Annotated in this window: 21 protein-coding genes and 1 tRNA gene; 7 read left to right on the top strand and 15 right to left on the bottom strand. The window is 68.5% G+C overall.

Going from position 1 to position 23,942, the window contains the following annotated elements; genetic code table 11:
• Positions 1–153: 153 nt before the first annotated feature.
• Both ACODR1_RS07885 and ACODR1_RS07880 read right to left on the bottom strand, forming a co-directional pair.
• Complete coding sequence (locus ACODR1_RS07885; protein ID WP_488879960.1) at positions 154–594, bottom strand: VOC family protein; 441 nt, start codon at positions 592–594, stop codon at positions 154–156.
• Between the two features lie 50 nt (positions 595–644).
• Positions 645–2,201: a hypothetical protein gene (locus ACODR1_RS07880; RefSeq protein ID WP_488879959.1), complete on the bottom strand. Its 1,557-nt coding sequence runs from the start codon at positions 2,199–2,201 to the stop codon at positions 645–647.
• Positions 2,202–2,459: 258 nt separating this feature from the next.
• On the opposite strand from ACODR1_RS07880, the gene ACODR1_RS07875 reads away from it, so the two are divergent.
• Positions 2,460–5,495 (top strand): DUF4982 domain-containing protein, encoded by a 3,036-nt coding sequence (locus ACODR1_RS07875; RefSeq protein ID WP_488879958.1) that lies wholly within the window; start codon positions 2,460–2,462, stop codon positions 5,493–5,495.
• A 245-nt stretch (positions 5,496–5,740) separates the two neighbouring features.
• Positions 5,741–7,813, top strand: a complete 2,073-nt coding sequence (locus tag ACODR1_RS07870) for a TonB-dependent receptor plug domain-containing protein (protein WP_488879957.1) — start codon at positions 5,741–5,743, stop codon at positions 7,811–7,813.
• A 125-nt stretch (positions 7,814–7,938) separates the two neighbouring features.
• Here ACODR1_RS07870 and pgi read toward each other — a convergent pair whose 3' ends face one another.
• Positions 7,939–9,558, bottom strand: a complete 1,620-nt coding sequence (gene pgi, locus ACODR1_RS07865; protein WP_488879956.1) for a glucose-6-phosphate isomerase — start codon at positions 9,556–9,558, stop codon at positions 7,939–7,941.
• A 159-nt stretch (positions 9,559–9,717) separates the two neighbouring features.
• Here pgi and ACODR1_RS07860 point away from each other — a divergent pair, with 159 nt between their 5' ends.
• Positions 9,718–10,206, top strand: a complete 489-nt coding sequence (locus tag ACODR1_RS07860; protein WP_488879955.1) for a hypothetical protein — start codon at positions 9,718–9,720, stop codon at positions 10,204–10,206.
• A 139-nt stretch (positions 10,207–10,345) separates the two neighbouring features.
• Here ACODR1_RS07860 and ACODR1_RS07855 read toward each other — a convergent pair whose 3' ends face one another.
• Positions 10,346–10,948 (bottom strand): redoxin domain-containing protein, encoded by a 603-nt coding sequence (locus ACODR1_RS07855; RefSeq protein ID WP_488879954.1) that lies wholly within the window; start codon positions 10,946–10,948, stop codon positions 10,346–10,348.
• A 189-nt stretch (positions 10,949–11,137) separates the two neighbouring features.
• Between ACODR1_RS07855 and ACODR1_RS07850 the strand changes: the two genes are divergently transcribed.
• Complete coding sequence (locus tag ACODR1_RS07850) at positions 11,138–11,875, top strand: DUF1353 domain-containing protein (protein ID WP_488879953.1); 738 nt, start codon at positions 11,138–11,140, stop codon at positions 11,873–11,875.
• A gap of 28 nt (positions 11,876–11,903) precedes the next feature.
• Here the strand turns inward: ACODR1_RS07850 and ACODR1_RS07845 are convergent, their stop codons facing one another.
• Positions 11,904–14,093 (bottom strand): protein-disulfide reductase DsbD family protein, encoded by a 2,190-nt coding sequence (locus ACODR1_RS07845; RefSeq protein WP_488879952.1) that lies wholly within the window; start codon positions 14,091–14,093, stop codon positions 11,904–11,906.
• A gap of 123 nt (positions 14,094–14,216) precedes the next feature.
• On the opposite strand from ACODR1_RS07845, the gene ACODR1_RS07840 reads away from it, so the two are divergent.
• Positions 14,217–14,609 carry an acyl dehydratase gene (locus ACODR1_RS07840; RefSeq protein WP_488879951.1) on the top strand — a complete coding sequence of 131 codons (393 nt, stop codon included), beginning with the start codon at positions 14,217–14,219 and terminating at the stop codon, positions 14,607–14,609.
• A gap of 34 nt (positions 14,610–14,643) precedes the next feature.
• Complete coding sequence (locus tag ACODR1_RS07835; protein ID WP_488879950.1) at positions 14,644–15,183, top strand: hypothetical protein; 540 nt, start codon at positions 14,644–14,646, stop codon at positions 15,181–15,183.
• Positions 15,184–15,187: 4 nt separating this feature from the next.
• Here the strand turns inward: ACODR1_RS07835 and ptsN are convergent, their stop codons facing one another.
• The 9 genes from ptsN to ACODR1_RS07790 form a co-directional block, all read right to left on the bottom strand.
• Positions 15,188–15,655: a PTS IIA-like nitrogen regulatory protein PtsN gene (gene ptsN / locus ACODR1_RS07830; protein WP_165258971.1), complete on the bottom strand. Its 468-nt coding sequence runs from the start codon at positions 15,653–15,655 to the stop codon at positions 15,188–15,190.
• A gap of 85 nt (positions 15,656–15,740) precedes the next feature.
• Complete coding sequence (gene hpf, locus ACODR1_RS07825) at positions 15,741–16,370, bottom strand: ribosome hibernation-promoting factor, HPF/YfiA family (RefSeq protein ID WP_101720593.1); 630 nt, start codon at positions 16,368–16,370, stop codon at positions 15,741–15,743.
• Positions 16,371–16,422: 52 nt separating this feature from the next.
• Complete coding sequence (locus ACODR1_RS07820; protein WP_101720592.1) at positions 16,423–17,034, bottom strand: exopolysaccharide biosynthesis protein; 612 nt, start codon at positions 17,032–17,034, stop codon at positions 16,423–16,425.
• A gap of 91 nt (positions 17,035–17,125) precedes the next feature.
• Positions 17,126–18,625 (bottom strand): RNA polymerase factor sigma-54, encoded by a 1,500-nt coding sequence (rpoN, locus tag ACODR1_RS07815; RefSeq protein ID WP_488879949.1) that lies wholly within the window; start codon positions 18,623–18,625, stop codon positions 17,126–17,128.
• Positions 18,626–18,819: 194 nt separating this feature from the next.
• Entirely contained in the window at positions 18,820–19,581 is a 762-nt protein-coding gene (lptB, locus tag ACODR1_RS07810) for an LPS export ABC transporter ATP-binding protein (RefSeq protein WP_488879948.1), read from the bottom strand.
• Between the two features lie 8 nt (positions 19,582–19,589).
• Entirely contained in the window at positions 19,590–20,129 is a 540-nt protein-coding gene (locus tag ACODR1_RS07805; protein WP_488879947.1) for an LptA/OstA family protein, read from the bottom strand.
• Positions 20,130–20,171: 42 nt separating this feature from the next.
• On the bottom strand, positions 20,172–20,801 hold the full coding sequence (lptC, locus tag ACODR1_RS07800; RefSeq protein WP_488879946.1) for an LPS export ABC transporter periplasmic protein LptC: 630 nt from the start codon (positions 20,799–20,801) through the stop codon (positions 20,172–20,174).
• 12 nt (positions 20,802–20,813) lie between these two features.
• Positions 20,814–21,431 (bottom strand): ribonuclease D, encoded by a 618-nt coding sequence (locus ACODR1_RS07795; RefSeq protein ID WP_488879945.1) that lies wholly within the window; start codon positions 21,429–21,431, stop codon positions 20,814–20,816.
• Between the two features lie 150 nt (positions 21,432–21,581).
• A tRNA-Leu gene (locus ACODR1_RS07790) sits at positions 21,582–21,668 on the bottom strand.
• 144 nt (positions 21,669–21,812) lie between these two features.
• Here ACODR1_RS07790 and ACODR1_RS07785 point away from each other — a divergent pair.
• Entirely contained in the window at positions 21,813–22,784 is a 972-nt protein-coding gene (locus tag ACODR1_RS07785) for a complex I NDUFA9 subunit family protein (protein ID WP_488879944.1), read from the top strand.
• 186 nt (positions 22,785–22,970) lie between these two features.
• On the opposite strand, the gene ACODR1_RS07780 is transcribed toward ACODR1_RS07785, so the two are convergent.
• Positions 22,971–23,771 (bottom strand): undecaprenyl-diphosphate phosphatase, encoded by an 801-nt coding sequence (locus ACODR1_RS07780; protein ID WP_101720585.1) that lies wholly within the window; start codon positions 23,769–23,771, stop codon positions 22,971–22,973.
• Positions 23,772–23,942: the final 171 nt, after the last annotated feature.

Below are 23,942 nucleotides of genomic sequence, written 5' to 3'. Positions count from 1 at the left end.
CCCATCCGCTAGGCGGGGCTCTGGCTGGGTCGCTCGACTTTAGAGCGTGCGGACCCGGCCGATCCCGCGAGGCGAGGTCGGATGGTGGTGGCAGCCATGGTGGTGCGGCGTGCGGCTCATCGCGGCGGCGTATAGCCCAGCCGCCCGGGCTTGTCATCCCGTAGGGCTGTCGGGACAGAAATAGGCGTGAGGGTCGTGGCAGGCGATCTCGATCGTGATCCTGTCGGGATCCTCGAACATCAGCCCGCAGTACCCGCCGCGATAGTCGAAGGCGTAGCGCCCCTCGCCGAGCAGGGGCACGCCCAGTTCGGCCAGATGATCCTGCATCCTGTCCAGGTCCTCGCGCTCGGGGACGGCCAGCGCCAGGTGATGCAGGCCCGGAGCCTTGCGATGGTGGCCGCGCGCCGCGAAGCGCGCTTCGGCTTGGGCCAGAACGATCACCAGGTCGGCCTGGTTGGTCAGGCGGCGGTAGCGTCCGACCTCGCCGTCGGCTCCGACCACGCCCAGCGGCTCGAGCACGCGCAGATAAAACGCCTCCGATCGCGCCAGATCGGAGACGTTGAGGGCCAGGTGGCTGAACCGCGCAAGCGGCATGGGTTCTCCAGGGCGCAGGGGCGGCGTGCGTCCGCCGCCCCCGGCCGGCCTTAGTGGATCACGACCTCGCCATGGTGTCGATGGAACAGGGTCAGGACGTCGAAGGTCAGGACCTTGCCCTTGACGTCGCGGGTGTCGGTCTCGATCACCGCCGATCTCAGATCCTTGATCGTCACGTCGGTGACGGTGACGGCCGGGTCGTCGAAGGCGATCCGCACCTTGCCCGGCTCGAGATCGCAATCGGCCTGGATCTTCAGCTCCACCGTCGAGCCGCGAGCGGTGGCCGTCGCCTGGGGCAGCGGCAGAGGCATGTCCCAGGTTTCGAAATGCAGCCGCGAGGAGATCGGCTCGCCCAGGTCGTTGGACTCCACGAACAGGTAGTCCATGCTCACCATGTTGGCCTTCTGGCCGGCGCTGTAGCACTCCGAGGCCGAGAAGCCCGCGACCAGCGGCATCTCGTAGTTCAGCAGGGCCGACGGCGGGAAGTAGATGCCGCCGGCCGACGAGTTGCTGGAGAACAGCTGCCCCTCCTCGGTGCTCAGCACCATGATCAGGCCGTGGCCGTCGCTGACGCCGTTGCCAAAGCTGTTGCGGCCGCCGACCGTGCTGGGGAACACCTCGACCGCGACCTTGCGGGTCAGGCCCTTGACCCGGATCGCCTCGACCAGGGCCTTTTCCGCGACCACGTAGTTCACCGCCAGGGCTTCGTCGCGATCGTTGAGGGCCAGGGGCACGTGGAAGCTGCCGCCCTTGTCGACGATCGGCTTGGCGTAGCCGGGCGCCGGCGTGAAGCCCTTCAGGCCCGACAGGTCGATCGGCTCGGGCTTGGAATAGCGGCGGCCGCCGTCGCTGGAACGGATCAGCGCCGGCACGGGCTGGCCGTTCTTCAGAAGGTCGACGCGGGCCAGCACCTCGTCGCCGTGGATGGCGAACGACACCCCGCCCAGGGTCCCTTCGCCGACGACCTGCTCCTCGCCCAGCTTGCCGCCCTCGATCCGGCGCAGGTACAGCTTGCCGCTCGTGCGATCCTTGTAGCCCAGCACGCCGAACGGCGGGGCCTTGGTCTGAACGCGGCCGACCGGCACCTGGCTGAAGGCCAGGAACGGGAAGTCGACATCGGCGGCCTTGGTCTTCACGGCCTCGCCGTCGAGCCACAGGGTGCGGCGGCCGGGCGCGCCGGCGATCCAGGCCACGCCGGGCTGGCCGCTGAACTTGTCGAGCGCCAGGGCGTAGCGCCAGACCGGGGCGCGTGTCAGCACGCGGCGCTCGATGCGCTGGCCGGTGTTACGCTCGACGTTCGGGCCCGCGTACTGGCTGAGGACCAGAGCGCCGGCCTCCACCCCCGCCGCCCAGGTGACCCGCCGCATGTCGTCGCGCGTGATGACCACCTGTGGCCCGAGAAGATAGCGGTCGCTGTCGACCTGGGTGGAAAGGGTGCGCTGCTGGTGCACCGCGCCTTCCGGCAGCCAGTTGCGGGCGAGAATTTCCCGCGGCGTCGGACGGCCGTCGAAAATGACGTCCGACAGGCCCTCGGTGGCGGCCAGGGCCGCGGCTCCATAGCCCTCGCCGGCCTTCTTGGATTGCTCACGCCGAGTGATCACGCGCATGGCGTCCTCCCTTTGTTGAAGCTGGTTTTCCGATGACGAAAGCGGGTTGTTGCCGGAACTGCGGCGCGCCCTTCGAAGCCTTCCCGGCCCCGACAGCGACACAAGATACTCAACCTAGGATTTTATCAAGCCCGACCTCCGCACGGTGTCGTGATCTTGCCGTCGCCTCCCCGCCCGCATCGACTTGACAGCGCGCAGCGGTCAAGCCACATCTCCGCTCAACAAAAAATTGGCCTGACCAATATGAGGGAGAGGTCCATGCGACGTTCGTTGACGCTTCTGGGCGCCGCCAGCCTGCTGGCCCTGGCCGCCGCGCCGGCCCTGGCCGGCGAGATCCCGTTCAACGACGACTGGCGCATGGCCACGGGCGACCTTGCAGGCGCTGAAGCCGCCGCCTTCGACGACGCCGCCTGGAAGCCGGTCACCCTGCCCCGCGCCTTCAACGAGGACGAGGCCTTCTCGCGCGACATCCACGAGCACTCGACCGGCATCACCTGGTACCGCAAGCGCTTCGTGCTGCCGGCCGATGCGGGTCCGGCCATGGGCGGCCGCGCCATCCTCGACTTCGAGGGCGTGCGCCAGGCCGGCGACGTCTATGTCAACGGCGTGCGGGCCGGCGGCCACGAGAACGGCGCCACGGCGTTCGGGGTGGATGCGACCAAGCTTCTGAAGCCCGCCCCGTTCGTCAACGTCATCGCCGTGCGGGTCGACAACGATTGGAAATACAAGGAACGCGCCACCGGCAGCGGCTTCCAGTGGAACAACAACAACTTCAATGTGAACTACGGCGGCATCCACCGGGCGGTGCGGCTGCACCTGACCGGCGACCTGCACCAGACCCTGCCGCTCTACACCAGCCTGGGCACCACCGGCGTCTATGTCTGGGCCGACCAGTTCGACATCAAGGGCCGCAAGGCCACGATCCACGCCGAGAGCCAGGTGAGGAACGACGGCGCGAGGCCCCGCACCTTCGCCTATCGGGTCACGCTGAAGGACGTCGACGGCAAGCCGGCCGGCCAGTTCACCGCCCCCGCCGTCACCATCGCGCCGGGCGAGACCAAGACGGTGTCGGCCAGCCAGCGGCTATCGGACCTGCACTTCTGGAGCTGGGGCTACGGCTATCTCTATGCGGTGACCACCGAGCTGGTGGAGGACGGCAAGGTCGTCGACGGCGCCCTGACCCGCACCGGCTTCCGCAAGACCGAGTTCAGGAACGGGACCGTCTTCCTCAACGACCGCGCCATCCAGGTGCACGGCTACGCCCAGCGGACCAGCAACGAATGGCCGGCCCTGGGCACCAACATCCCGCCGTGGATCAGCGACTTCTCCAACGGCCTGATGGTGGAGAGCGGCGGCAACCTGGTGCGCTGGATGCACATCGCCCCGGCCCGCCAGGACGTGGAAAGCTCAGACCGTGTCGGCCTGATGCAGGCCATGCCGGCCGGCGACGCCGAGAGCGACGTCTCCGGCCGCCGCTGGGACCAGCGGGTCGAGGCCATGGCCGACGCCATCGTCGTCTTCCGCAACAACCCGTCGATCATCTTCTACGAGGGCGGCAACGAGAACATCAGCGAAGCGCACATGGCGCAGCTGAAGGCCGTTCGCGATCGGCTGGATCCGCACGGCGGCCGCGCCATCGGCTCGCGCGAGATGCTCGACAGCAAGGTCGCCGAGTACGGCGGCGAGATGCTCTACATCAACAAGAGCGCCGGCAAGCCGATGTGGGCGATGGAATATTCCCGCGACGAGTCCGCGCGGAAGTTCCAGGACGCCTTCACCGCCCCGTTCCACGCCGACAGCCCCAGCTACAACCGCAACCAGGACAGCATGGTCGTCGAGACCGTGCAGCGCTGGAACGACTACTGGGTCGAGCGCCCGGGCGGCGGCGAGCGGGTTAGCGCCGGCGGCGTCAACATCATCTTCTCCGACAGCAACACCCACTTCCGCGGCGACAACAACTACCGCCGCAGCGGCGAGGTGGACGCCATGCGGATCAAGAAGGAGGGCTTCTTCGCCCACCAGGTGATGTGGGACGGCTGGGTCGACGTGGAAAAGCCCCGCTCGCACATCGTCGGCCACTGGAACTACGCCGCCGGCACGGTGAAGGACGTGCTGGTCGTCTCCAGCGCCGACAGCGTCGAGCTGGTCCTGAACGGCAAGTCGCTGGGCAAGGGTGAAAAGTCGGACGGCTTCCTCTTCACCTTCAAGGGCGTGGCCTATGCACCCGGAACCCTGACGGCGGTCGCCCGCGACGCCAAGGGCAAGGAGGTTTCGCGCGACGAACGGGTCACGACGGGTCCGGCCGTCGCCCTGAAGCTCACTCCGCGCACCGGTCCCGGCGGCTGGAAGGCCGACGCGGCCGATATCGCCCTGGTAGACGTCGAGGCGGTGGATGCGGAGGGCCGGCGCGTGCCGACCGCGCTGGACCTGGTCAGCTTCGACGTGGCCGGCCCGGCCGAATGGCGCGGCGGCATCGCCCAGGGCGACTCCAGGAGCGGGGCCAAGCCGACCGACACCCCGGTCTCGGCCTCGGGCGAGCCGGTGACCAAGGGCCCGGCCGGCGTCGACGCCGTGACCCAGTACGCGGGCTCCAACCGCAAGGACGACAACTACATCCTGGCCAAGGCCCTGCCGGTGGAAGGCGGGATCAACCGCGTGGCCCTGCGCTCGACCCTGGCGGCCGGCAAGGTCAGCATCACCGCCAAGGCCGAGGGCCTGAAACCCGCCACCTTGACCCTCGACGCCGTAGCCGCTCCCGCCGACGCGCCGCTGCTTCCCGTCAGTCTGGCGCGTGGCCCCACGCCCTCGACCCCGGCCTTCAAGATCCGGCGCGACACCATCAAGGCCGTGGAGATCACCGCCGGCTCGAACGCCGACAAGGTTTCCGCCAGCGTCGACGACGACGAAGCCAGCCACTGGGCCAGCGACGGCCAGCTGGAGAACGCCTGGATCGAGTACCGCCTGGCCAAGGCCCAAACGGTCGACGAAATTTCGCTGAAGCTGATCGGCTGGCGCATCCGCTCCTATCCGCTGCGGATCACCATGGACGGCAAGGTGGTCTGGGAGGGCGAGGCCCCCAAGAGCCTGGGCTATGTCACCCTGCCGCTGAAGGCCGCCAAGGGCTCGCGCCTGCGCATCGCCCTGACCGGCGCCACGGCCGACCGCGACGCCTTCGGCAAGATCGTCGAGGTCACCGGCGCCAAGGGCGGCTTCGACACCGGCGCCGAGAAGGTCAAGACCGGCGGCGCGCTGAGCATCGTCGAGGCGGAGTTCTACAAGCGGCGTTCCAACTAAGATGCTCCCCCTCTGGGGGAGCTGTCGCGAAGCGACTGAGGGGGTAGATCCGCCGACGCCGCGCCACCCCCTCCGGCCCTCTGGGCCACCTCCGCCAGAGGGGGAGGATTTATTGGCGCGGACGAAGAAGTCTCAACCTGAATTTCCCGTAATGATTTCGGATATTTAATCCACATTTCCTGCGTTTAATTTGAGAACGCCGGTCGCGCGCGGCAAGACCTTCCCCGGGATTGAGGGGAAAGTTGATGTCGAAGACCGTCTTGTTCGCCACCGCGGCCGCGGCCCTGCTCGCCGCCGGCGCGGCGCATGCCGCAGACAGCGCCCAGGCCGCCCAGGCGCCGGTTCCGACCGGCCCGGTCAGCGAAGCGCCGCTGGACGACGCGACCCAGAAGGGCGTGCTGATCTTCGTGCCGGACTTCTTCACCAGCCTGCGTCCGAACACGGCTCTGGACATGGTGGGCCGCCTGCCCGGCTTCGTGCTCAACGACGGCGCCGGCACCCGCGGCTTCGAGGGCGCGGTCGGCAATGTGCTGATCAACAACAACCGCCCCGCCTCCAAGGCCGAGACCGGCTCTAACGTGCTCTCGCGCACCCCCGCCGCCCAGGTCGAGCGCATCGAGCTGATCCGCGGCGGCGCGCCGGGCATCGACATGCAGGGCTATGGCGTGGTCGCCAACGTGATCCTGAAGAAGGGCGCGGTCCGCCAGTCGATCCTCACCGTGAACAGCCAGATCTTCGACGGCGGCCACGACGTCTGGGGCGGCTCCTACCAATTCACCGCCCGCGACGGCGACAAGAGCTGGGGCGTCACCCTGTCAGACGGCACCAGCAGCAGCGACTCCAACGGCGCAGGCCGCTCGGTGCGTCGTGACGGCGCGGGCAACATCCTGCGCGACGAGGCCTTCCTGAACGACGGCTACGGCGGCGGTCGCTCGATCCGCGGCAACTACGCCGGCCCCTTCGCGGGCGGCAAGATCGACGCCACCGCCCGCTACGGCGTCAACGACTGGCAGGACTGGCAGGAACTGACCTCGGCGACCACCAAGCGCCGCACCGCCTATGAGGAGGACAGCCGCTCCGGCGAGCTCGGCCTGACCTACACCCGTCCCCTGGCCCCGCGCTGGAACCTCGAGACTCGGGTGATGCACGAGTTCGAGAAATTCGACAGCGAAGCCACCAGCGACGCCACGCTCAGCGGCGTGGTCAGCCCGCAGGAGCTGTTCGGAGCTGAGGGCGACTCTTCGGAATCCATCCTGCGCGCCACCATCCGCCACGAGCGTAAGCCCGGCCTGACCTTCGAGTTCGGCGGCGAGGTCGCCTACAACATGCTCGACGTGAAGCAGGCCTATTCGGTGGGCGGGACGGCCGTTCCCCTGCCCTCGGCCTCGGTCAAGGTCGAGGAGACGCGCGGCGAGGCCTTCCTGAAGACGACCTGGCGGGTGAACCCCAAGCTGACCCTCGAGGGCGGCGTGCGCCTGGAGACCTCGACGATCAGCCAGTCGGGCGACGCCGACCAGGAGAAGAGCTTCTTCTACGCCAAGCCCCGCTTCCAGGCGACCTGGACGCCCAAGGCCGACCACCAGCTGCGCTTCCGCTTCGAGCGAGAGCTGGGTCAGCTGGACTTCGGCGACTTCGCAGCCTCGGCCGAATTCGGCGACGGCACGGTCTATGGCGGCAATGTCGACCTGGAGCCCGAGCAACGCTGGATCAGCGAACTGACCTACGAGCGGCGGTTCTGGGGCGAGGGCGTGGTGTCGATCGGCTGGCGCCACGACGAGATCATCGGCGTCATCGACCGCCTGCCCCTGCCCGGCGGCCTGTCGGCGACCGGCAACATCGGCGACGGCACGCTCGACAAGCTGTCGCTGAACATCGTCGTGCCCACCGACAAGCTGGGCGTGAAGGGCGGCCGCTTCACCTTCAAGAACGACTGGAACGAGACCCACGTCACCGATCCGACCGATCACAAGGACCGGCCGATCTCGCAGGTGCGCCCGACCCAGGCCAACATCGGCTTCTCGCAGGACCTGATGCGCGGCCAGGTGCAATGGGGGATCAACTGGCTGCCGCTGCTGGGCCAGGGCACCTACGACCCCGACCAGACCAACAAGTGGCGCGGCGCGGCCTACTACGAGGCCTTCGCCGAGTATAAGCCGACCAACACCCTGGCCATCCGCGTCCAGCTGAACGTCTGGGACGACTTCGTCGTCACCCGCACGGTCTATGCCGACCGCGTCACCCGGCCGGTGCGCTACCAGGAAGTCCGCGACATCGATCCGCGGACCTTCGTCAGCCTGCGGGTGAGGAAGACGTTCTAGGTCGCTTGCGCGACCCCCTCCGGCCCTCCGGGCCACCTCCCCCAGAGGGGGAGGATCTAAGGCGCCCAAATGCTCCCCCTCTGGGGGAGCTGTCGCAGAGCGACTGAGGGGGCCGCCGCAGGCGGCTACTTCTTCAGCCGCCCGATCAGCGCGGTCGTCGACGGATCATGGCTGCCCGTCGCGCCGGCTTCCAGTTCCGGCAGGATGCGGCCCGCCATCACCTTGCCCAGTTCCACGCCCCACTGGTCGAAGCTGTTGATCCCCCAGATCACGCCCTCGACGAAGGTCTTGTGCTCATAGAGGGCGATCAGGGCGCCGAAGGTCTGCGGCGTCAGGCGATCGAGCAGGACGAGGGTCGACGGACGGTTGCCGGCGAAGGTGCGCTGCGGGGCGAGCGTGGCGATCTCGGCTTCCGAGACGCCCTTGGCCTGCAGCTCGGCGACCACGTCTTCCGTCGTGCGGCCGACCATGAAGGCCTCGGCCTGGGCCAGCAGGTTCGACAGCAGCTTCTCGTGCATGCCGGCCGGACCTTCATCGGACTTGGAAAGGCCGATCAGCTCCATCGGGGTGATGTCGGTCCCCTGGTGCATGCACTGGAAGTAGGCGTGCTGGACGTTGGTGCCCTCGTCGCCGAACACCACCGTGGCGGTTCCGCGCTGGGCGGGCTTGCCATCCGGACCGACCGACTTGCCGTTGCTCTCCATCTCCAGCTGCTGGAGGAACGAAGCCAGGCGGCGCAGACGGTGCGAATACGGAACGACCGAGCGGGCCCGGCGGTCCAGACCATTGCGGTTGAAGATCTGGGCCAGGGCGACCAGCACCGGAGCGTTCTTTTCCAGCGGCGCGGTGGCGAAGTGGGCGTCCATCTCGGCCGCGCCGTCCAGGAAGCCCTGGAAAACGTCCCAACCGGCGGCGACGGCCACCGAGAGGCTGACGGCCGACCACAGCGAATAGCGGCCGCCGACCCAGTCCCAGAAGCCGAACACCCGCTCGTCGGCGACCCCGAAGGCCGAGGTCTTGTCCAGCGCGGTCGAGACGGCGGCCAGGTGGGCGTTGGCGCCCTGCTCGCCCACGGCCGCGACCAGCCAGGCGCGGGCGGCGGCGGCGTTGGACATGGTCTCCTGGGTGGTGAAGGTCTTGGAGACCACCACGACCAGGGTTTCTTCCGGGTCCAGATCGGCCGTGGTCAGCAGGAACTCGGCGCCGTCCACATTGGCCACGAAACGCAGGTCGATCTCCGGCTTAGCCGGACGCAGCGCATCCCACAGCAGGCGGGGCCCAAGGTCGCTGCCGCCGATGCCGATGTGCAGGATCGCCTTGAACGGCTTGCCCGTGGCCCCCTTGATCGCGCCCGACCGGACGGCCTCGGCGAAGGCCTTCATCCGGCTGCGGACGGCTTCGACGTCGGCCATCACCGGAACGCCTTGCGCCTTGATGTCGGCGTTGCCTTTGGCGCGCAGGGCCACGTGCAGCACGGCCCGGCCTTCCGACGAATTGATCGCCTCGCCACCCAGCATGCGGGCGCGGGCGGCCTCGACGCCGGCGGCGTGGGCCAGATCGAGCGCGGCTTCCAGGCCGGCCTCGTCCCAGGCCTGCTTGGAGAGGTCCAGGTGCAGGCCGGCGACGTCGAGGGTCAGGGTTTCGAGACGCTGGGGCTCGGTGTCGAAGAACTCGACGATGCGCTTCTCCCCGGCGGCCTTGGCGGCGGTTTCCAGGCGGATCCAGGCGGCGTCGAGATCGGACAAGGTCGTCTCCATGTCTTGTTGGGCGCGTGGCGGCCGCCGAAACCGGCGTCCACTTTCGGCTGCCACGCTTGTGGTAAAACGGCGTTTACGGGCCCGGGCTTACCAAAGGTCCGTCTCGGCGTCATGAAGACCAATGACGTTTTTCGACCGGAGTAGCCGATGTCCTGCGACGCGATCGCTTTTTCCGCCATGCTGTGGCTGGCTTCGACCGGTTCGGCGGCGCCGGTGAACCAGCCCGCCGTCGTGCAGCCCGGCCAGGCCCCTCCCTCGGTGGCCGGCGAGCCGCTGTTCGCCGACATCGTCAAGCGCGCCGCCGCCCTGAAGACCCGCGTCGAAGGCTATCGCGAGGCCCTGCCCAAGGATCCCGCCGCCCCGGCCGTCGCCCTGCCGGGCTTTGCCGCCTTCAAGGCCGAGATCGAGGCCCTGTCGGCGCTGGACATGAAGGGCCACGTCACCCTGAAGGAGCGCGGCGCGGTCGACGACCTCAAATGCATCCTGCGCGGCATAGCTGCGGACCTGCCGGAAAAGCTGACGGCCATGGCCGACGCCAAGACCGTCAAGACCCAGGACCAGGCCCTGCGCGACATGGTCTATCTGCTGAACGACAACGTCGAGGTCATTACCGCCCCGCCACAGCCGGCGGCGTAGGGGCGGCCCACAAACAACGTGGTCCATAACTCCGTAAAACCCCCGCGAAAGCGGGGGCCCGGGCTTTTTCTGAAACCGGCGGCGCTCGACGATAAAACACCTGGGTCCCCGCTTTCGCGGGGATTTTACGGAGTGAAGATCAAGCGTCCTTGTATTTCACCGCGCAGCCATACGGCTGGCTGGCCGGCGTCGCCACCTTGCGGCCGGCCTTGAGATCGGAAAGCGCAGCGGCGACGTAGTTCTTGGCCGTGGCGATGTCCTCGACCTTGTTGGACGGCTTGTCGTCGATGGCGCCCTGGTAGACCAGCTGGCCGGCCGGATCGATGACGTACATGTGCGGGGTGGTCTTGGCCTTGTAGGCGGTGGCCACCACGCCCTCGGGGTCGAGCAGCAGGGTGGTCGGCTTGGCGCCCTTGGCGCTCATCCAGGTCCTGGCCTGGGCGCCGTCGGCGAAATAGCCCTGCTTGCCGGGGGCCGAGGAGACGACGCTGAGCCACACCACGCCGTCGGCGGTGGCGGCCTGCTGCAGGCCCTGCATGTTGCCCGAATAGTGCTTCTTCACATAGGGGCAGCCTTCGTTGACCCATTCGAGCACGACGGTCTTGCCCTTGAACTCGGCCAGCGAGCGGGTCTTGCCGTCGATGTCCTTGGCGGTGAAGGCCGGCGCGGGCGCGGCGAGCGCCAGGCTGGGCGCGAGCACGACCAGCGGGGCGCTGGCGACGATCAGGCGACGGGTGATCATGGGGAACCTCCGAAGGGCGAAAGCCGGCTTTGCGAGACATTCTCACGGATCGCCCTGCGGTGGAACAGCGCAGCGGCCGCGCAATCCTTTGTCGTGAACGGCAAAGCTTCACCGCGAGGCTTGATCCGCCGCATTTCGGCCGCCAGAAGACGGCATCGCTTCGCCGTTTTCCTCCCGCCCCGCACGATCATGACGCTTCGCTCCAAGCTTTCGCTCGCCGCCGCCCTCGCCCTGGGCGCGATCCTGGCCGCGTGCACGACGACCAAGGAGACGACCGTCTTCGTGCCGGTGGTGGCCCCCACCCCGCCCAGCTCGCTGACGCCGCAGCCGGTGATGCTGTTCAACCAGTCCAAGGAGGGCCGCAAGCTCTTCACCCTGGAGGCGGAATTCCCCTACTGCGACGTCGAGACCGGCAAGGTGATCGTCGTGCCGCGCTGGTACGTCACCGACTTCGCCAGCGTACCCTGGTACGGCCAGGGCTTCGTCGACCCGCAGGGCCCGACGGCCCGCGCCGCCATCGTCCACGACTGGCTGTACGCCATCGGCGAAAAGGACAAGCGGGCCGAGGCCGACGCCATCTTCCTGCGCGCCATGCTGAAGTACGGGGTCAAGCCGTTCCAGGCCAACATCGCCTATCAGGCCGTGAAGACCGGCGGCGAGAAGGGCTATGGCCTGCCGGGCGACTGGCGGTTCATCGATCCGCGGCGCCAGAGCGTCGCCCAGCCGCCGCCCTTCGCCAAGCCGAGGACCGGCGCGGTGCGGGTCATGCCCCGCTGCCAAGGCTTCGAGGCCCTGATCCAGACCGGCTGGCGCGCCTATCCCCTGCCCAAGCCCGTCGTCGTCGCCCCGCCGCCGGTGACCACCACCCGCACGCCGATGGACGGGGTCAAGGAACGCCTGCCCTGGGGCGGCAGGAAGCAGAAGTGAGAGCGCCTCTCTCTTAGAGAGAGGGATCTTACCCCTTCGCCGCCTTTTCCACCGCCTCGATCACCAGGCCTTCGGTCAGCAGCTGGGGCAGGATGACCGGCGCGCCGGCGCCCTTGGGATAGACGAGATAGAGCGGCACGCCGGCGCGGCCATGCTCGGCCAGCGCCGCGGCGATCGTCGCGTCGCGCTTGGTCCAGTCGGCCTTCAGGAGGACGGCGTTCTGGGCCTTGAAGGCGTCGGCCAGGCGCGGGCCGGCCAGGGCCGTCTTCTCGTTGACCTTGCAGGTCACGCACCAGTCGGCGGTGAAGTCGACCATCACCACCTTGCCCTCGGCCTGAAGGGCGGCGACGCGCTCGGGGCTCCAGGGTTCGGCGGCGAGGCCCGGGCCGGCGGCCTGCGCGGTCTGCGGACCAGCGGCGGGAACCGGGGCCTTCAGGGCGCCGACCGTCAGCGCGGCGCCGCCGGCCAGGCCGACGAGGGCGAAGCCGAAGGCGACCAGCGGGGTCTTGCCGGCGAACCGGCGGGTCTCGCCCAGGCCGTAGGCCCAGGCGGCAAAGGCCACCAGGACGGCGGCGGCCAGCAGCAGGGCCAGGGCGACGCCGCCGGCCTGCTGGCTGAACACCCAGACCAGCCACGCGGCCGCGCCGTACATCGGAAAGGCCAGGGCGTGCTTGAGCACGTCCATCCAGGCGCCGGGCCTGGGCAGTTTCTTCAGCAGGCCCGGCGCGAAGGCCAGGATCACGAACGGCGCGGCGAAGCCGAGCGCCAGGGCCAGGAACACCAGCAGGGCGAAGGCCGGCGGCTGGGTCAGGGCGAAACCAAGGGCCCCCGCCATGAACGGCGCGGTGCAGGGGGCCGCGACGATCACCGCCAGGGCCCCGGTCAGGAAGGCGCCGGCCAGGCCAGAACCGGCCGAGACGCCGCCCGCCGCGCCCTGGACGGCGGCGCCGACCTCGAACACGCCCGACAGGTTCAGGGCGACCAGCAGCATCAGCAGCGACAGCACGGCGACCACCGCCGGCGATTGCAGCTGGAAGCCCCAGCCCACCGCCTCGCCGCCGGCGCGGACGGCGATCAGCAGGCCGGCGAGCGCCAGGAAGGTGGCCACGACGCCGACCAGGAACGCCAGGCCCTGGGCACGGGTCTTGCCGGCATCGTGGGCATGGGCGGCGAGGCTGGCCGCCTTCATCGACAGCACCGGGAAGACGCACGGCATCAGGTTGAGGATCAGGCCGCCGAGAAAGGCGAACAGCAGGGCCACAGGCAGGCCGCCGACACCCAAGGCGTCAGCCGCGCCGCCGCCGGCCGCTTGCGAGCCGCCGGTCGAACCGGCGCCGGCCGCAGGAAGCGAGCCTAGCCCTACAGAGCCTGCGGGCGTCTCGCCGGGCGTGGCGGTGATCTCGTAGGAGCCGCCCTTCAGGGCCAGCACGCCCGACAGTTCGGTCGGCGCTTCCGTCGCTTCCGGCCCGAAGTCGAAGCCGGCGGTCAGCGACAGGGTCAGGCCCTCGGGTCCGCGCTCGATCGCCTGGGGCGCGGCGTGGTCGATGGCCTTGCCCGAATAGGGGAAGAAATAGGCGTCGGCGAAGTCGGCGCCCTTCAGGGCCGCGCCGGTCACCGACAGCTTCAGGGTCTCGCCGTCCTTCTTCCACGTGGCCTTCAGGCCGGCGGGCTTGGGAGCGGCGGCCAGCACCTTCCCGACCGTCTCGCCCCACTTGGGATCGGGCTTGGCGGGGCCCGCGACGACGGGCAGCGACAGGGTCACCACCGCGTCCTCGGGCACGCAGATCTCTTCGCAGACCAGGAAGGCGGCGGCCGCCTTCAGGGTCACGGTCTGGCCCGGCTTGGCCGAGGCCGGCACGGTGATCGGCACGGGCAACAGCACCTCGCCGCTGTAGGCGTAGTCCTGCAGCGGGCCCACGCGCACACGTTCCGGCGTCGGCCAGACGATGTCGCCGGCGGTCCAGCCCGCGGGCAGGGTCCAGACGATCTTGGTGGCGTCGCCGGCGTCGCCGGGATTGCGCCAGTAGGTGTGCCAGTGGGGCTGGATCTTCTGGCGCAGGGCCACGAACACCGTCGAGCCGGGCACGGCGGCGGCCTCCTGGGAGACCAGCTCGACCTCGATGTGGCCGGTCTTGACCACCTCGGCGCTCGCGGGGAGCGCAGCGGCGAGAAGGGCCAGCGGGGCCAGGACGGCGGCGAACAACCTGCGCAACAGCATCGGCGACCTTGCAAAGAAACTTCGCGATGACACATGGCCCGTGCGCGCGCTCTCGACAACCTTCAAGGCGCCGTGGTCAGGTCGCTGGTCCGCTTCGACGGGCGCTTCGACAGGAGAACACGCGTGCCGGCTTCGTTCGACGACATCCAGATCGGCCAGGTGGTGAGCCTGGGCGCGACGGTGGTGGACGAGAAGGCGCTGGACGTCTTCATCGCCGCCTTCCAGCCCGGCTGGGACCCGTCGCTGGGCGCCCCCGACGCCATGGTCTTCGCGATCTGGACCCGCCTCGACAGCGAGGCCAGCGCCGACTGGCCCCAGACCAAGCGCGTTGGCGTCGACGCCCTGCGCTGGCTGCGCAACCCGCCGGCCGGCGAACTGCTACGCGGCCGCATGACGGTGATGGGCAAGGACCCTGTCGGCGAGGGCAAGGGCATCGTCATCGCCCAGCAGGACCTGCTCGATGAAGCCGGGCGGCTGGTCTTCTCGTGCCTGACCCGGAGCATCTTCGCGCGCTGAGGCGGCGCTTACCCCATCGGTCAGGAGCGTACCCATGATCAAGATGCTGGCCGCCAGCGTGCTTGCCGCCCTCGCCTGCGCCGTCCCCGCCCTCGCTCAGGACGACGAGATCGACCCCAGGACCGTGGATCTGGCCAGGCTGATCGCCTGCGAGACCTATGACGTGCCGGCCTACAACACCGTGGCCTTCTGGCTGGCAGGAACGGAAGGCGCCGATGCGCGCAAGCACTTCGGCCTGACCGAGGTGAAGTCGCCCAACTTCATGCTCAAGCAGTATCGCCTGGCCAGGCCGATCGAGGTGTTCGGACGGACGACCAGCCTGATCGCCTTCAACAGTTCGGGGCCCATGGCGGTGCTGGACGAAGCCGATCCGCATCCGCTGGCCCAGCAGCTGAAGATCGAACCGACGATCGACGTGCCGGCCAAGTTCATGGGCGAGCGGGTGATCGCCGAGAAGACCGAGACCGCCGACGGCCTGACCACCCAAACGCGGATCACGCTGAACGTCTCGACCGTGACCACGCACCCAGGCAAGACCCTGGCGGGCTGCAGCTACAAGATCGAGGTGCTGTAGGGCTTCAGGCCGCCGTCGGGGTCGCGGTCTCGCGGGCCAGCAGCACGTGCACGGCGTCGGCCGAGCGGGCCTGGCGCAGCTGTTCGCGCAGTTCGGGCTGGCGCAGCATGCGCGAGACGCGGGCGAGGGCCCGCAGGTGCTGGGTGTTGGCCTCGGGCGGGGCGAACAGGGCCAGGAACAGGTCGACCGGCTTGTCGTCCAGCGCGTCGAAGGCGACGGGGGTTTCCAGGCGCACGAACACGGCCCGCACGCGGTCCAGGCCCGGCACGCGGGCGTGCGGCAGGGCGACGCCCTGGCCGACGCCCGTCGAACCGGCCGCCTCGCGCTCGATCAGCCCGTCGAGGGCGATGTCGGAATCGATGCCGAGCACGCGGCCGGCAAAGTCGGCGATGACGCCGAGAACCTGGCGCTTGTCCTTGGCGCTGACGCGCAGGGTCACCGCCCCGTGGTCCAGAAGATCGCCGATAGTCATGGACTTCAACTAGCTCGCTCTATACCGGCCGCCGAAAGCTCGGCCGCCGCGGTCCCGAAACGCGCCGGGACCGCTTAGGCTCCAGCTAGCTCAAGGTCGAGCCGTTTCCGTTCAGCGGCTTGGTGCGCTCGGGGTCGATCCAGCCGATATTTCCGTCCGGCCGGCGGTAGACCACCGACAATCCGCCGTGGGCGGCGTTCCTAAACACGATTGCCTGGGACTCGGTCAAGTCCAGTTCCATGACAGCCATGGAAACGGTCATCGTCTTCAGCGAGGCCTGGGTCTCGGCGATCACCATGGCCGACGGGGCGCCGGCGGGGTGGTCCTCCTCGATCGACCAGTCTTCGTCCTCGTGCTCGTCCTCGGGAGCCCGCAGCACGTAGAAGGCCGCGTTCTCGGCCTGCTTGGCGGTGGCCGCCTCGGTGTGGCTCTTGAGACGGCGCTTGTAGCGCCTTATGCGCGTCTCGATCTTGGCCAGGGCCTGGTCGAACGCCATGTGGGCGTCGCCGCCAGAGCCGTGGCTCATGAGCTGCTGGCCCGAAGCCAGCTTTACCGAACAATCGACACGGAAGGCGTAGCCCTCCTTGCTGATCACGACGTCGGCGTCACCGCCTCGGTCGAAATACTTGCCGATGCTCAGGGCGATTTCGTCGGCGACTCGCGCTCGCAGAGCCTCACCAACGTCGACATGCTTGCCGGATATTTGGACTTGCATGCCCTATCAACGCGCCGGTCCGGGGGCGGTGTCAAGCGGGAGGAAAACGGCCTCAGAAGAGTCCCGAAAAGACCCCGATCAGCCTCTTGACGGCGGCGGTCACGACACCAGCGCTGAGGAACAGCAGGGCGGCGCTGGCGGTCGCCATCAGGTAGCCTAGCAGGGCCAGCAGGCCGTCGCGCTGCAACAGCGCCAGGGCCAGGACGGCCACGGTCGCCCCAGGAGCAAGGTTTCCCAGGGGAATCGGCAGCACCAGCACCAGGGCCAGCAGCGTGCAGATCACCCCGATGAACCGCTCTCCGCCGGCCGCGAACATGAAGCCGAGCCTTGGCCGCGTCACCACCTCAAGGCGGCGCAGAACCGGCGTGATGCGCCGGAAAAGGCCCCTTAGGTCGTCGCGCTTAAGGGGTTTTTCCAGCACGCCGCGCGGCAGCCATGGCGCGTTGGCGCCCCAGGCGATCTGCGGCGCCAGCAGCAGAATCGGCAGCGACAGCAGGGTCGAGGAACCCGGCGGCAGCGGCAGGCAGTTGAGCAGGCCGAACACCAGCAGCGTGGCCCCGAAGGCGCGGCTGTCGAAGGCTTCGAGCATCTGGGCGACGGTCAGCACCGGCCGCGGGTCCTCGCCGAACCCCTCGATCACGTCTGACAGCTTCTCGTCGCTCATTCCCGGCCCTGTTTCGCAAGGCAGGTATAACGCAGGACGCGCACAAATCGCTTGCGCGAAAACGTCGCTATTCGGCAAAGCGCCGGAGCAGCTACACGCTTTCCTTGATCAGGCGGCGACGCTCAACCGACGAGGGAATGCGCATGGCCTCGCGGTACTTGGCCACCGTGCGGCGGGCGATGTCGACGCCGGCCGCTTTCAGGATCTCGACGATGCGGTCGTCGGAGTGGACGTCGCTTTCGGCCTTCTCGGCGTCGACCAGGCCCTTGATCTTGTGGCGGACGCTGGCGGCCGAGTGGGCTTCGCCGCCTTCCGACGACTGGATGGCCGAGGTGAAGAAGAACTTCAGCTCGAACACCCCGCGCGGGGTGGCCACGTACTTGTTGGAAGTGACCCGGCTGACCGTGCTCTCGTGCATGCCGATGGCGTCGGCGACGGTCTTCAGGTTCAGCGGCCGCAGGTGCTCGACGCCGTAGGCCAGGAAGCCATCCTGCTGGCGCACGATCTCGCTGGCCACCTTGAGGATGGTCTTGGCCCGCTGGTCGAGGCTTTTGACCAGCCAGTTGGCGGTGGCGAAGCTGTCGGAGACGAAGGTCTTTTCCTGGTCGCTGCGCGCCCCCTTGGAGACGCGGGCGTGATAGCGCTGGTCGACCAGCACGCGCGGCAGGGTGTCGGTGTTCAGCTCGACGTGCCACATGCCGCCCAGGCCCTCGCGCACGTGGACGTCGGGCACCAGGGTCTGGGGCGGATCGCTGTGGAAGGCCGCGCCCGGGCGCGGGGTGAGGCCGCGGACCTCGGCGATCATCTCGCGCAGGTCCTCGTCGTCGACGCCGCAGATCTTGCGCAGGGCGGCCAGGTCGCGGCGCGCCAGGAGATCGAGATTGTCGAGCAGGGCGGCGATGGCCGGGTCGTAGCGGTTGACGTCGCGCAGCTGCAGTTCGAGGCACTCGCGCACGTCGCGGGCGGCCACGCCGCAGGGCTCGAAGCCCTGGACGACCTTCAGCACGCGCTCGACGCGGTCGAACCCGCAGCCGAGCCGCTCGGCGATCTCCCAGAGATCGGCGCGCAGGTAGCCGGCGGCGTCGACCGCGTCGATCAGGATGGCGGCGATGGCCTCGTCGGACGGCGACAGGCCGGCCAGCAGCAGCTGGGCGTTCAGATGTTCGGAGAGCGTCTCGGGACGGTTCAGGGCGCCTTCGAAATTGTCGTCGCCCTCGAAGCTGCCGCCGCCGCCGGCCCGCGACCAGTCGATCTGGCCGCCGGCGTGCTCGGCGCCGAAACCCTCGCCGTCGCCGGTGGCGCGCTCGCCGGGGCTGACGTCGTCGCCGGGCGTGTCCATCTCGCGGTTGGCCGAGGCGTCGGAAATGCTTTCCATGCCCAGGTTCTCGACGGCGCGCTCGGGCTCGCCCTCGCGTTCGACCTCGCGGTCGCTGTCGTCGCGCTGAAGCAGTGGATTACGTTCGAGCTCGGCCTCGACGAAGGCTTCCAGCTCGATGTTCGACAGCTGCAGAAGCTTGATCGCCTGCTGCAGTTGCGGAGTGATGACAAGGCCCTGGCCCTGCCGGATATCGAGTCTGGGGCTGAGCGCCAACGCGCCCTCCTGGCAAATCGAACGGAAGTTACGATCGCCATTGAAAGGCCGGTCTGGTTAACGGGGCGCGAACGCCTGCAAATATCGGGCCGGTGCGACCATCCGTCCGCGAAAAAAGAAAAAGGCCTTGCTGGGCAAGGCCTTTCTCAGGGTCGACGCGGCCACTCGCCGCGCCGCAATCTGGTCCGAACCGTTTAAGCGCGGTCGGCGAAGCTGTCGCCCAGGTAAACCCGGCGCACTTCGGGGTTGTCGACGATCTCCTTCGGAGAGCCCTCGAACAGCACCTCGCCGGCGGCGATGATCGAGGCCCGATCGACCATGTCCAGCGTCTCGCGGACGTTGTGGTCGGTGATCAGGATGCCGATGCCGCGGTTCTTCAGGTAGTTCACGACCTCGCGGATGTCGGAGATGGCCAGCGGGTCGATGCCGGCGAACGGCTCGTCGAGCAGCATGAAGGACGGCTCGCTGGCCAGGGCGCGGGCGATTTCCACGCGGCGACGCTCGCCGCCCGACAGGGCCACGGCCGGCGACTTGCGGATGTGGGTGATCCGCAGTTCCTCGAGGATGCTGGTCACCGTCTCGCGCGCCACGCGCTGGTTCTTCTGGCGCATCTCGACCACGGCCATGACGTTCTGCTCGACCGTCATGCCGCGGAAGATCGAGGCTTCCTGCGGCAGGTAGCCGACGCCCAGGCGGGCGCGCTGGAACATCGGCTGGGCCGTGATGTCCTCGCCGTCGAGATAGATCGAGCCGTAGTCGGCTGCGATCAGGCCCGTGACCATGTAGAAGGTGGTGGTCTTGCCGGCGCCGTTGGGGCCCAGCAGGCCGACCACCTCGCCGCGCTTGAGGCGCAGCGAGACGTTCTTGACGACGGGCCGGTCGCCGAAGGTCTTGCCGACGCCGTCGACATAGAGACCGTCCTCGGTCGAGCCGCCGCCCAGGGTGGTGAACTGCATCTGGGGTCTCAGGGCTTGCCGGCGGCGGGCTTGTTGGCGTCGTCCGCGGTGCTGGGATAGACCACGGCGCGCACGCGGTTCTTCTTGCCCGCGCCCTTGGTGGTCGATTCCATCCGCACGTCGTTGGTCTTGGTGTTGACCACCATGCGATCGCCGCGGGCCACGTCCTGGCCCTGGATGGCGATGACGTTGCCGGTCACCACGATGGTGTTGGAGGCGTAGTCGTAGGTCGCCCGGTCGCCGCGCACGGTCTGCTTGGGCGTGACGTAGAACACCTCGCCCTCGGCCTCGACCCGGTCGACGTTGCCGCAGCCGCTGCCGTCGCCGCTCTTGGGCTTCTTCTGATTGTAGAGGGTCATCTTGGCGGCCCGCAGGCGCGAGGTCTCCTGCAGCACCTCGACGGCGCCGCGGAAGATCGTCTTGCACTGGCTGGAGATGGTCTCCTGCTCGTCGGCCGAGATGTCGACCGGCGCGCTGGAGCTGTTCTGCGCCAGGGCCGGAGCGGCCGAAAGCCCGCCAAGCAGGCTCGCGGCGATAGCGGCCGCCATTGCTCGTTTCATCGACCTCGCCCTCATCTGTCGCATCGTCCTCTAGTTCCCGTCGCCGTCGACGCGGTCCAGGCGCGTTTTCACGCCGCCCCGGAAAACGATGCGGTCGCCCTTGTCATATACGGAATAAGCGTTGGATTTCACCTGTCCTGTGGGGCCTTCGCCCTGCAGCAGGGTTTCGCCGGTGATCACGCCGGTCTTGGTGTCGACGAAAGCCTCGTCCGACGCGAAGCGATAGCCGCCCCCGTCGTCCATGCGCACGTCGCCACGCAGCACCAGTTTGAGGGTGTCCTCGCGATAGACGCCGTTCTTGGAGGTGACCCGCGTCGGCTTGGGCTCGTCGGTGCCCAGCGTCAGCGTCGGGTCGTCCAGCAGCACGCGCTTGAGGTCGGCGTCGTCGCGGATCGCCGAGCGTGCGGTGATCAGGAAGGCCCGGCCTTCGCTGGACTGCCCGTAGAAGCGCGGGTTGAGCATGCGGATCTGGGCCTGCGGCCGTTCCGGCGCGCGCTCGGCGGCCGTCACCGTGCGCCAGATCACCTGGCCCGCGGACGCGCCGATCAGGCCGAGGATGGCCACCGGCAGCAGCAGGCGCGCGCCGCGCACCAGGCGCGAACGACGGCGCCAGCGCCGCAGATCGCGCTTGAAGCCCCCCCTCATCGCCACGTCCGCCACGGCTCGTCTCCCTTAAGCGTGCGCGAAGATGTCGACGTCTTCCCAGCCGGCCAGGTCGAGCGCGGCGCGGTGGGGCAGATAGTCGAAGGCGGCCTGGGCCAGGGCCATGCGGCCCTCGCGCACCAGCATGGTGTTCAAACGCTCGCGCAGGCCATGCAGATGCAGCACGTCCGAGGCGGCGTAGGCCACCTGCTCGGGGCTCAGCGAATCAGCGCCCCAGTCGGAGCTCTGCTGGGCCTTGGACAGCTCCACGCTCATCAGCTCGCGCGTCACGTCCTTGAGGCCGTGGCGGTCGGTATAGGTGCGGGCGAGCTTGGAAGCGATCTTCGTGCAATACACAGGGGCCGTCATGACGCCCAGATGCAGCAGGAACATGGCGATGTCGAAGCGGCCGAAGTGGAAAAGCTTCAGCACGGCCGGATCGGCCAGCAGCTTCTTCAGGTTCGGCGCGTGATAGGTCGAGCGGTCAAGACGCACCACGTGTGCGTCGCCGTCGCCTGACGACAGTTGCACGACGCACAGCGGATCGCGTCCGAGGCGCAGGCCCATGGTTTCCGAATCGATGGCGATCGCGGTCGCCCCGGCGAACACGCCGTCGGGCAGGTCGCCTTCATGAACAAAGCTGGCCAAGTGTCTTTCGTCTCCACGCGTCGGCGTCGTCGCGACCGGCGCCGCTCCGACGTCTTATAGTGGAGCGTCGGCGATGCACGCCAGATGAACGGAGTATCTATTGTAAGGAAAGCTTGGCGCCACCGCCTCATCGCATGCTTGCGAGAGGGGTGGTGCCCAGGAGAGGACTCGAACCTCCACGACCTTTCGGTCACTGGCACCTGAAGCCAGCGCGTCTACCAATTCCGCCACCTGGGCCCGCGGCGCAACCCGTTGGGCCGCTGCGAGGCCGGGACGTTTATGCAAAGGTTCTGGCGGCGTCAATCGCATTTCTCACTTTTCTTGCGAACATCCCCAGGCTCGTCTAATCCCCCCATCATCGCAGCGACTGAGGAATGGAAGATGCAGGGTCTGGTCACGGTGTTTGGCGGCTCCGGCTTCGTTGGAAGCCAGGTGGTGCGCGCCCTCGCCAAGTCGGGCTATCGCGTACGCGTGGCCGTGCGTCAGCCAAATCTGGCCTATCGCATGCGCATGCTGGGCGATGTCGGCCAGATCGAGGTGATCCAGGCCAATGTCCGCAACGCGCCGTCGGTGGCCCGCGCGCTCGAAGGCGCGGAAGCCGCCGTCAACCTGGTGGGCGTGCTGTGGGAAAGCGGCCGCCAGCAGTTCCAGAGCCTGCACGCCATGGGCGCCAAGACCGTGGCCGAACAGGCCGCCGCCGCCGGCGTCAAGCGCCTGGTGCAGGTCTCGGCCATCGGCGCGAACGCCGAGTCGGCCGCCAAGTACGCCCGCACCAAGGCCGAGGGCGAAGCCGCCGTCCGCGCCGCCTTCCCGACCGCCACCATCGTGCGCCCGTCGGTGGTGTTCGGCCAGGACGACAAGTTCTTCAACAAGTTCGGCCAACTGGCCGCCAGCGCCCCGGCCCTGCCGCTGGTCGGCGGCGGCGCCACCAAGTTCCAGCCGGTGTTCGTCGGCGACGTCGCCGCGGCCATCGCCAAGATCCTGGCCACGCCGGCCGCGCAGGGCCAGACCTTCGAGCTGGGCGGCCCGACCGTCTACAGCTTCAAGGAACTGCTCGAGCTCGTCCTGACCGAGACCGGCCGCGCCCGCGTCCTGGCGCCCCTGCCCTGGCCGATCGCCGGCCTGGTGGGCAAGCTGGGCGACATCCAGGCCTCGATCCTGCCGCTGGCCCCGCCGCTGACCACCGACCAGGTCGCCCTGCTGAAGGCCGGCGACAACGTCGTCGCGCCGGGCGCCAAGGGCCTGGCCGACCTCGGGATCGTCCCGACCGCCGTCGAGGCCGTCGTGCCGTCCTACCTCTACCGCTACCGCAAGGGCGGCCAGTACGCCCCGACCCCGGCCGGCGCGTTCTAAGACGAAAAGGCCTTCCCCCCTTGCGGGAGAAGGTGTCGCCGCCAGGCGACGGATGAGGGGTCGAAAGACGCAAAACGCCGCGACTGGCCTTTCGGCTGGTCGCGGCGCTTCCGTTTGAGAGCCCCCCTCACCCGACCTCGCTCCGCGAGGCCACCCTCTCCCGCAGGGGGAGAGGGAACAAATCGATCAGCGCGGGATGTAGAGCAGCGCCAGGCCGACGACGCCGACGGCGATCCGCCAGTAGGCGAACGGCGCGAAACCGTGGCGGGTGATGAAGTTCAGCACCGTCTTGACCACGAACACCCCCGAGATCAGCGCCGCGACGAAGCCCAGGCCGATCATGCCCATGTCCTTGGTGCTGAGCTGGTCGATGTTCTTGTAGAGGTCGTAGGCGAAGGCGCCGGCCATGGTCGGCATGGCCAGAAAGAAGCTGAACTCGGCGGCCGAGCGCTTGTCGCACTTCAGCAGCAGGGCGCCGGCGATGGTCGCCCCCGAGCGCGAGACGCCGGGCACGAGGGCCAGGCACTGGAAGAGACCGATGATGAAGGCCGTCTTCAGCGGATAGTCGGCCACGTCGGTGTGCTTGGGCTCGAACTTCATGCGGTCCAGACCCAGCAGGATGAAGCCGCCGACGATCAGGGTGGTGCAGACCAGGGTCGGGCTCTCGTAGAGCACGGTCTTGATGAAATCGTGGGCCAGCACGCCGACGAACACCGCCGGCAGGAACGCCAGCAGGATGCCGATCACGAACCGGCGCGAGCCCGGATTGGTCGGCAGCGTCGTCAGCAGGCCCCACAGCCGCCCGAAATAGACGCTGACGATCGCCAGGATCGCGCCCAGCTGGATCAGCACCTGGAAAGTGTTGCCCGGGCTGTGGAAGCCCAGGAAGTGGCCGACCAGCAGCAGGTGCCCGGTCGACGAGACGGGAATGAACTCGGTCAGGCCCTCGATCAGGCCCAGCACGATCGCGATCAGCCAATCCGGCATGTCATTCCCTTGTGTAACAGGCCCTTACGAGCGGAAACGGGCGTGCGCCCGACACGGTAAAGAAAGGGTTTATCCAAAAAGTGGACCAATTTAGGGCATAACTGCGAGTCGCTCGCAATGACCATGGCGACATCACGGATATATTCGTCCAATAATTTTACCACCGCATTC

It is taken from the genome of Caulobacter sp. FG7 (assembly GCF_057808875.1).
The sequence above is the reverse complement of the archived record's forward strand: the minus strand, read 5'-3'. Positions and strand labels throughout refer to the sequence as shown.

Coding starts and splice junctions, on each gene's coding strand:
- ACODR1_RS07885 (WP_488879960.1), bottom strand. CDS start 594: ATGCCGCTTGCGCGGTTCAGCCACCTGGCCCTCAACGTCTCCGATCTG.
- ACODR1_RS07880 (WP_488879959.1), bottom strand. CDS start 2,201: ATGCGCGTGATCACTCGGCGTGAGCAATCCAAGAAGGCCGGCGAGGGC.
- ACODR1_RS07875 (WP_488879958.1), top strand. CDS start 2,460: ATGCGACGTTCGTTGACGCTTCTGGGCGCCGCCAGCCTGCTGGCCCTG.
- ACODR1_RS07870 (WP_488879957.1), top strand. CDS start 5,741: ATGTCGAAGACCGTCTTGTTCGCCACCGCGGCCGCGGCCCTGCTCGCC.
- ACODR1_RS07860 (WP_488879955.1), top strand. CDS start 9,718: ATGTCCTGCGACGCGATCGCTTTTTCCGCCATGCTGTGGCTGGCTTCG.
- ACODR1_RS07855 (WP_488879954.1), bottom strand. CDS start 10,948: ATGATCACCCGTCGCCTGATCGTCGCCAGCGCCCCGCTGGTCGTGCTC.
- ACODR1_RS07850 (WP_488879953.1), top strand. CDS start 11,138: ATGACGCTTCGCTCCAAGCTTTCGCTCGCCGCCGCCCTCGCCCTGGGC.
- ACODR1_RS07845 (WP_488879952.1), bottom strand. CDS start 14,093: ATGCTGTTGCGCAGGTTGTTCGCCGCCGTCCTGGCCCCGCTGGCCCTT.
- ACODR1_RS07835 (WP_488879950.1), top strand. CDS start 14,644: ATGATCAAGATGCTGGCCGCCAGCGTGCTTGCCGCCCTCGCCTGCGCC.
- ptsN (WP_165258971.1), bottom strand. CDS start 15,655: ATGACTATCGGCGATCTTCTGGACCACGGGGCGGTGACCCTGCGCGTC.
- hpf (WP_101720593.1), bottom strand. CDS start 16,370: ATGCAAGTCCAAATATCCGGCAAGCATGTCGACGTTGGTGAGGCTCTG.
- ACODR1_RS07820 (WP_101720592.1), bottom strand. CDS start 17,034: ATGAGCGACGAGAAGCTGTCAGACGTGATCGAGGGGTTCGGCGAGGAC.
- lptB (WP_488879948.1), bottom strand. CDS start 19,581: ATGCAGTTCACCACCCTGGGCGGCGGCTCGACCGAGGACGGTCTCTAT.
- ACODR1_RS07805 (WP_488879947.1), bottom strand. CDS start 20,129: ATGGCGGCCGCTATCGCCGCGAGCCTGCTTGGCGGGCTTTCGGCCGCT.
- ACODR1_RS07785 (WP_488879944.1), top strand. CDS start 21,813: ATGCAGGGTCTGGTCACGGTGTTTGGCGGCTCCGGCTTCGTTGGAAGC.
- ACODR1_RS07780 (WP_101720585.1), bottom strand. CDS start 23,771: ATGCCGGATTGGCTGATCGCGATCGTGCTGGGCCTGATCGAGGGCCTG.